The sequence below is a fragment of the Actinoallomurus soli genome (assembly GCF_024055715.1).
GTDB classification, from domain to species: domain Bacteria; phylum Actinomycetota; class Actinomycetes; order Streptosporangiales; family Streptosporangiaceae; genus Actinoallomurus; species Actinoallomurus soli.
The window spans coordinates 305,288-311,576 of record NZ_JAMXMV010000011.1; the positions used below are offsets into that span (position 1 = coordinate 305,288).

Genomic DNA, 6,289 nt, shown 5'->3' on the forward strand with positions numbered 1-6,289 from the left:
CTCGTGAGCGAGGGAACCGGACGCAGTGAGCGGCACAGGAGACCGGTTCCTTCGCACGCGGCCGCGCACCGAGGTGAGAAGAACATGTCAGGTCCAGATCCGTCCGCCGGCAGCGGCCACCCCGGGACCTTCTTCCCCTGGGCGGATCCGTTCGTCTACAACGCCCGCGAGCACGGCCTGGTCGGTGACGGCGTCACCAACGACCAGCCGGCGCTCCAGGCGCTGGTCGACACCCTCGGGGCGGCCTGCGCCGACGACGACCAGCCCCGGACGATCTACTGCCCCTCGGGGAGGTACTCGATCCGGGACGCTGCCACCGCCTGGCGGAGCGGAATCTCCCTGATCGGGGCGGGCCGGTCCGCGACGCGGTTCCTGCTGGCCAACCCCGGTGACCGGACCGCCTGTACCCCGCTGGCCTGGTTCACCATCGAGCGGCACGGCGCGAGCCGGAAGCGCCACATCGCCGACTGCACCTTCGCGTGCTTCGAGATCGACGGCTCCGGCGTGGAACTGGAGGAGTACGCCCCCTACTCCAAGGGGCTGGGGCTCCAGTACGTGCTGCGCGGCACCTTCCGCGACCTGTACATCCACGATGTCCCCAGCACCGGATTCGGCTGCGACTTCCTGCAGGACACCCTCGTCGAGAACGTCCTGACCGTCCACTGCGGGCGGCTCGACCCCGGAGAGTCGATGGGCGGCGCCGGCATCGGGATCGGCCTCGGCGGCTGGGGCACCATCGAACGCTGCACCATCTCGGCCTGCACCGCGGTGGACAACGGCACCAACGGGATCTTCGTGGAACTGCAGGACGCCCACTGGGCCCCCACCCGCGGCATCCGCATCGTCGGCTGCCACACCGAGGGCAACCGGTTCGGCATCTCCGACTGGGGCGCGGACGGGCTGGTCGTGTCCGGCTGCACGATGCTCGCCAACCGCCAGGCCGGCTATGACGTGTCCGCCCTCGGCCCCTCCGGAGTCGCCGGACGCGGCGGCGTCGTCACCGGCTGCGTCATCGAGGACAACATCACCGACGGCGTGGCGATCGGCAACACGCCGGGCCCGTACACCTTCGCCGCCAACCGGATCAGCCGCAACGGCCGCTACGGGTACTGGCAGCACAACCTGGACAGCGGCCGGCAGGCGGTGGCCGCCGACGTGATCATCGACGGCAATGAGTTCTGGGGCAACGGCCTGGACGGCATCACCGTCGACTCGCCTCTCGTCGACCCCACCGTCACCAGCAACAGGTTCCGCAACAACGGCCGGCGGTGCGAGCACGAATACGACGGCGCCGGGGAGAACGTGTCCTACACGCCCCTGTCCGTGGTCGACACCGCGGCGGACTGGCGGCCCAACGGGCACAAGGGCAAGTGCGTCACCGTCGCTGATCAGGAGGCGCTGGTGGTGGGCAACAGCCGTACGGAGCTCAAGCTCGCGCCGAGACATCCCGGGTCGCCCACCGCGTGGGCCGACGGCCCTCCGCCGTCGGGCACGCGGTACCGGCTGCCGGGCGCACCCGGCGTCAGGGCGGGCATCAGGCTGGCCGCCGACACCGAGAGCGCGACCATCTGCGGGAACCGTGCCTGGGACAGCCAGCCGGACAAGACACAGACCCACGGCCTGGTCATCACGGACTCCGGCGACTGCCACGCCGGGTTCGTGCACGACAACGACCTCCTGGGCAACGCCGAGGGCACCAGCCGCTTCGACACCGTCCCGTCCGAGGGGTGCTGGTACCAGAATCCCGGACTCGACGACTCCGGCCGTCCCGGCTCCCCGCCCGCTCCTGAGAAAGGTCCCCGAGATGAGTCCCCGGACCCGTGAGAAGAGGTTCGGGCTGAGCGAGGTTCTCGCGGCGGCGGAGAACGCCGAGCCGGTGGCGTCCGTCGACGTGGTCGCGGGCAGCCTGTGTGAACGGTTCGGGGCGCGTGCGGTGTCGTTCCTCCTCGTCGATCTGATCGGGCAGGGACTGGTGCGGCTGACCCACGAGGTCCAATGCGGTGGGGACGCCGAACGTGTCGCCCTTCGGGACAGCGACTATGAAACCGTCCTGCGCACCCAGCGGCCGCGCCGGCTGCCGGCCGACGACGGCGGACAGCGGGTGATCACGCCGGTGACCAACCGCGGCGACGCCATCGGCGTGCTGGAGCTGACCTTGCCCGACGCCGGTGAGGAGGTGCTGCGGCAGGTCATAGAGGCGGCGCACGCGCTGGCGTACATCATCGTCACCGACCGGCGCTTCACCGACCTGTACGAGTGGGGTCAGCGCACCACCCCGATGAGCCTGGCGGCCGAGATCCAGCACCGGCTCCTGCCGTCCGCGGCCTGCTGCGAAGCGGCCGAGTTCACCCTGGCCTGCGCTCTCGTTCCCGTCGACGACATCGGCGGGGACACGTACGACTACACGCTCGACCGTGACGCCGTTCACCTGTCCGTCACCGATGCCATGGGGCACGAGGTGGACTCCGCGATCCTGGCCACTCTCCTGGTCAACGCGCTGCGCAGGGCACGCCGTGCCGGATGCGGCCTGGCGGAACAGGCACAGCAGGCCCACCAGGCCCTGCTGGACCACGGCCGCAGCGGGTTCGCCACCGGCCAGCTGCTGCGCATCGGCCTCGACGGCGGCCGCGCGCGGATCGTCAACGCCGGACACCCCTGGCCGATGCGCCTGCGCGACGGTGTCCCCCAGGAGGTGCCGCTGGCCGTCGACCTGCCGTTCGGGCTGTTCTCCCCGACCGCCTACACCGTCCAGGACCTCGACCTGCGCCCCGGTGACCGCCTGCTCCTCTACACCGACGGCATGCGGGAGCGCTCCGGGGGGATGGACCTGGCCGCGATCCTTCTCGACAGCCGCGACCTGCACCCCCGGGAGGCCGTTCGGGTCCTGACCGGCGCGCTCATGGACGCGTGCCACGGCGACCCCGCCGACGACGCCACCGTGCTGTGCCTGGACTGGTACGGCGCGCGGCCGGCGAGCCGCCGCACGACCGGCGGCGCCGACCCCGCCGCCGCGTCCTCGCCGTAGAGGCCCGGCGCTTGAGCGGTGCGACACGGGGAAATGGACAGAGGGTGACGCGGGCGGACACCGATGTGCTCATCATCGGAGCCGGGATGGCGGGGCTGGCGGCCGCCCGGCGCCTGCACCGCGACGGGGTCGACTTCCTGATGCTGGAGGCCGGTGACCGCGTCGGCGGCCGGGTGGTCACCGACGCGGCCGGCGGGTTCCTGCTGGACCGCGGTTTCCAGATCGTCAACACGGCGTACCCACGGCTGACCGCCCTGGTCGACCCGGACGCTCTGGACATGGGATGGTTCCGCGCCGGGGTGCTGGTCCGCCACGGGGACCGGCTGGAACGCTACGCGCACCCGCTGCGCGATCCCCGGGGCGTGCCGGGCATGCTGCGATCGGCCGTCGGCGGCATCGGCACCGTCGCCGACCGGGTGCGCCTGGCCGCGATCATCGCCCGGTACGCCGCCCTGCCCCCGGCGCGGCTGCTGGGGGAACCCGAGACCACCACCGCCCGGGTGATGGGCGGACTCTCCCCGGCGATGCTCGACGGTCTCGTCCGCCCGTACCTGTCCGGGGTCCTCGCCGACCCCGGCCTGGGCACCTCCAGCCACGCCCTGGCGATGATCGTCCGGTCGTTCGTCCACGGCCGCATCGGCCTGCCCCGCGCGGGAGTGGGCGCGGTGCCGGCGGCGATCGCGGCGCCGCTGCCGGCCGACCGGATCCGGCTGCGCGCACCGGTGGAGCGGCTGCGGGGCACGGTCGCGCACACCCCGTCCGGGCCGGTACGGGCACGTGCGGTGCTGGTCGCCGCCGACCCGGTCACCGCCGCCCGGCTGCTGCCCGAACTCCCCGCGCCGGGCATGCACGCGCTGACCACCGTCTACCACGCCGCCCCCGAACCGCCGCTCGACGAGGCGACGCTCGTCCTGGACGGTGACGGCGCCGGCCGGCCCGGCGGTCCGGTCATCGCGAACACCATCGTGGTCAGCAACGCCGTGCCCACCTACGCCCCGCCCGGCCGGCACCTGGTCGCCACCACGGTCGCCGCGCCCGACGCCGACCACGACGCGATCAGGACCGAACTGGCGCGGGTCTACGGCACGGCAACCGGGGAGTGGGAGCACCTGGCGACCGTACGGATCCCGCAGGCGCTGCCCGACGCCTCACCGCCGCTGGGCCGGCTGCGCCGGCCGGTGGCGCTCGGCGACGGCCGTTACGTCGCCGGCGACCACCGCGACAGCCCGTCCGCGCAGGGAGCGCTGGCCAGTGGCTGGCGCGCCGCCGGCGCGATCATCGCCCGCCGGGGCTGACCGGCGACGCGGCCGAAACTTTCATGCCCGCCGGCGTACGGGCCGGTGCCGTTCCCCGGTCGGGGGGTGTGGCCGGGCGCGCGGCGTACGACCGCCGCTCCGCAGGTCACCCGGGGGATGCGCGGCTCGGGGACGCGGGCGCGGAGGTCCCGGCCGGGCGAGCGGGAGGGCGCCGCTCCCCCATCGCGAAGCGCCGCCTCGACGGAGCCGTGGGAGCGCTCCCATAATCCGGGGAGTCGGGGGCACATCGGGGTCTGAACCGCACGAGTCACGTTAGGTGGTGTCATGCTCGCTCATGGAGCACGCCTGAGAATCAGATCTCTCCCGCTGGTCGTCCTTCTTCTCGCCCTCCTCGCCGCGTTCACCGGGGGCGTCTCCCTCGCTCCGAAGGCACGCGCCGCGGGCGCCGGCTACTGGCACACCAGCGGCCGGCAGATCCTGGACTCCAGCGGCAACCCCGTACGCATCGCGGGCATCAACTGGTTCGGCTTCGAGACGGCGAACTACGTGGTGCACGGGCTGTGGAGCCGGGACTACAAGGACGTGCTGGACCAGATCAAGTCGCTGCGGTACAACACCCTGCGCCTGCCGTACTCCGACGACATCTTCAAGCCGGGCACGGTGCCCAACAGCATCGACTTCTCCAGCGGCAAGAACGCCGACCTGCAGGGGCTCAACTCGCTCCAGGTCATGGACCACATCGTGAACTACGCGGGCTCCATCGGCCTGCGGGTCATCCTGGATCGGCACCGCCCGGACTCCTCCGGCCAGTCGGCGCTCTGGTACACCTCCAGCGTCCCCGAGTCGACCTGGATCACGAACCTCAAGGCGATCGCGAGCCGGTACGCCAACAACCCCGCGGTCGTCGGCATCGACCTGCACAACGAGCCGCACGACCCGGCCTGCTGGGGCTGCGGGGACACCTCGACCGACTGGCGGCTGGCCGCCGAGCGGGGCGGCAACGCGGTCCTCTCGGTCAACCCGAACCTCCTGATCTTCGTGGAGGGCGTGCAGACCTACAACGGCGACTCCGGCTGGTGGGGCGGCAACCTCGAAGGCGCCGGCACCTACCCGGTGCGTCTCTCCGTGGCCAACCGTCTGGTCTACTCCGCGCACGACTACGCCACGAGCGTGTCCGACCAGACGTGGTTCCACGCCTCGAACTTCCCCGACAACATGCCCGCCGTGTGGGACAAGTTCTGGGGCTACCTGTTCAAGCAGAACGTCGCCCCGGTCTGGGTCGGTGAGTTCGGCACCACGCTGCAGTCCACCATCGACCAGCAGTGGCTGTCCGCCCTGGTGAAGTACATGGGCACCGGCACGGACTCGTTCCAGTGGACGTTCTGGTGCCTGAACCCGAACTCCGGCGACACCGGCGGGATCCTGAACGACGACTGGACGACCGTCAACACCACGAAGGACGCCTACCTGTCCTCCGTCAAGTCCACCGCCTTCGACCCGGTCGGCGGCTCGGGCGGAGGTGGCGGCACCGGCGGCGGAGGTGGCGGCACCGGGGGCGGCGGCACCGGCACCTCGGCCTGCACCGCCGCGTACCACGTGGACAACGACTGGGGCAACGGCTTCACCGCCACCGTGACGGTGAAGAACTCCGGAACCGCGGCCACCAAGGGATGGAAGGTGACCTGGTCCTTCGGCGGCAACCAGGCCGTCAGCAACGGCTGGAGCGCGACCGTCACCCAGTCCGGCGCGGCCGTCACGGCGACCAACGCCTCCTTCAACGGCGGCCTGAACCCCGGCGCCTCGACGTCATTCGGATTCCAGGCGACCTACTCGGGTTCCAACACCGCCCCCACCCCCACCTGCACCGCCGCCTGATCCCGGCAAGACGTGGGGGGGGGGCCCCCCCCCCCGGCGGGTGGGTCAGAATCCGATGGCCTCGCGGAGCAGCAGGACGGTGCCGCGCCCGGGGTGGGGTTCCGCGTTGAGGACGAGGAGGCGGTTGAGGGCG

At 72.0% G+C, this 6,289-nt stretch carries 4 protein-coding genes; all 4 read left to right on the forward strand.

All coding sequences use genetic code 11. From position 1 onward, the window contains the following. The first annotated feature begins 84 nt into the window (after positions 1-84). The 4 genes from NDW01_RS26490 to NDW01_RS26505 all read left to right on the forward strand — a co-directional run bounded on the left by NDW01_RS26490 (position 85) and on the right by NDW01_RS26505 (position 6,156). The gene (locus tag NDW01_RS26490) at positions 85-1,824 is read left to right on the forward strand and encodes a right-handed parallel beta-helix repeat-containing protein (RefSeq protein WP_252825041.1); all 1,740 of its coding nucleotides are present in this window, start codon (positions 85-87) and stop codon (positions 1,822-1,824) included. After that, a complete protein-coding gene (locus tag NDW01_RS26495) occupies positions 1,805-3,025 on the forward strand; it encodes a PP2C family protein-serine/threonine phosphatase (RefSeq protein ID WP_252825042.1) in 1,221 nt (406 codons plus the stop codon). The genes NDW01_RS26490 and NDW01_RS26495 overlap by 20 nt, the downstream gene beginning before the upstream one ends. Before the next feature lie 44 nt (positions 3,026-3,069). Continuing rightward, positions 3,070-4,320 (forward strand): NAD(P)/FAD-dependent oxidoreductase, encoded by a 1,251-nt coding sequence (locus tag NDW01_RS26500; protein WP_252825043.1) that lies wholly within the window; start codon positions 3,070-3,072, stop codon positions 4,318-4,320. A gap of 285 nt (positions 4,321-4,605) precedes the next feature. Further along, the gene (locus NDW01_RS26505; RefSeq protein WP_305883816.1) at positions 4,606-6,156 is read left to right on the forward strand and encodes a cellulase family glycosylhydrolase; all 1,551 of its coding nucleotides are present in this window, start codon (positions 4,606-4,608) and stop codon (positions 6,154-6,156) included. The last annotated feature ends 133 nt before the right edge of the window (positions 6,157-6,289 follow it).

What these genes read in the sequence shown, in the direction of transcription:
- NDW01_RS26505 (WP_305883816.1), top strand. Translation starts at nt 4,606, where the DNA reads ATGCTCGCTCATGGAGCACGCCTGAGAATCAGATCTCTCCCGCTGGTC.
- NDW01_RS26495 (WP_252825042.1), top strand. Translation starts at nt 1,805, where the DNA reads ATGAGTCCCCGGACCCGTGAGAAGAGGTTCGGGCTGAGCGAGGTTCTC.
- NDW01_RS26490 (WP_252825041.1), top strand. Translation starts at nt 85, where the DNA reads ATGTCAGGTCCAGATCCGTCCGCCGGCAGCGGCCACCCCGGGACCTTC.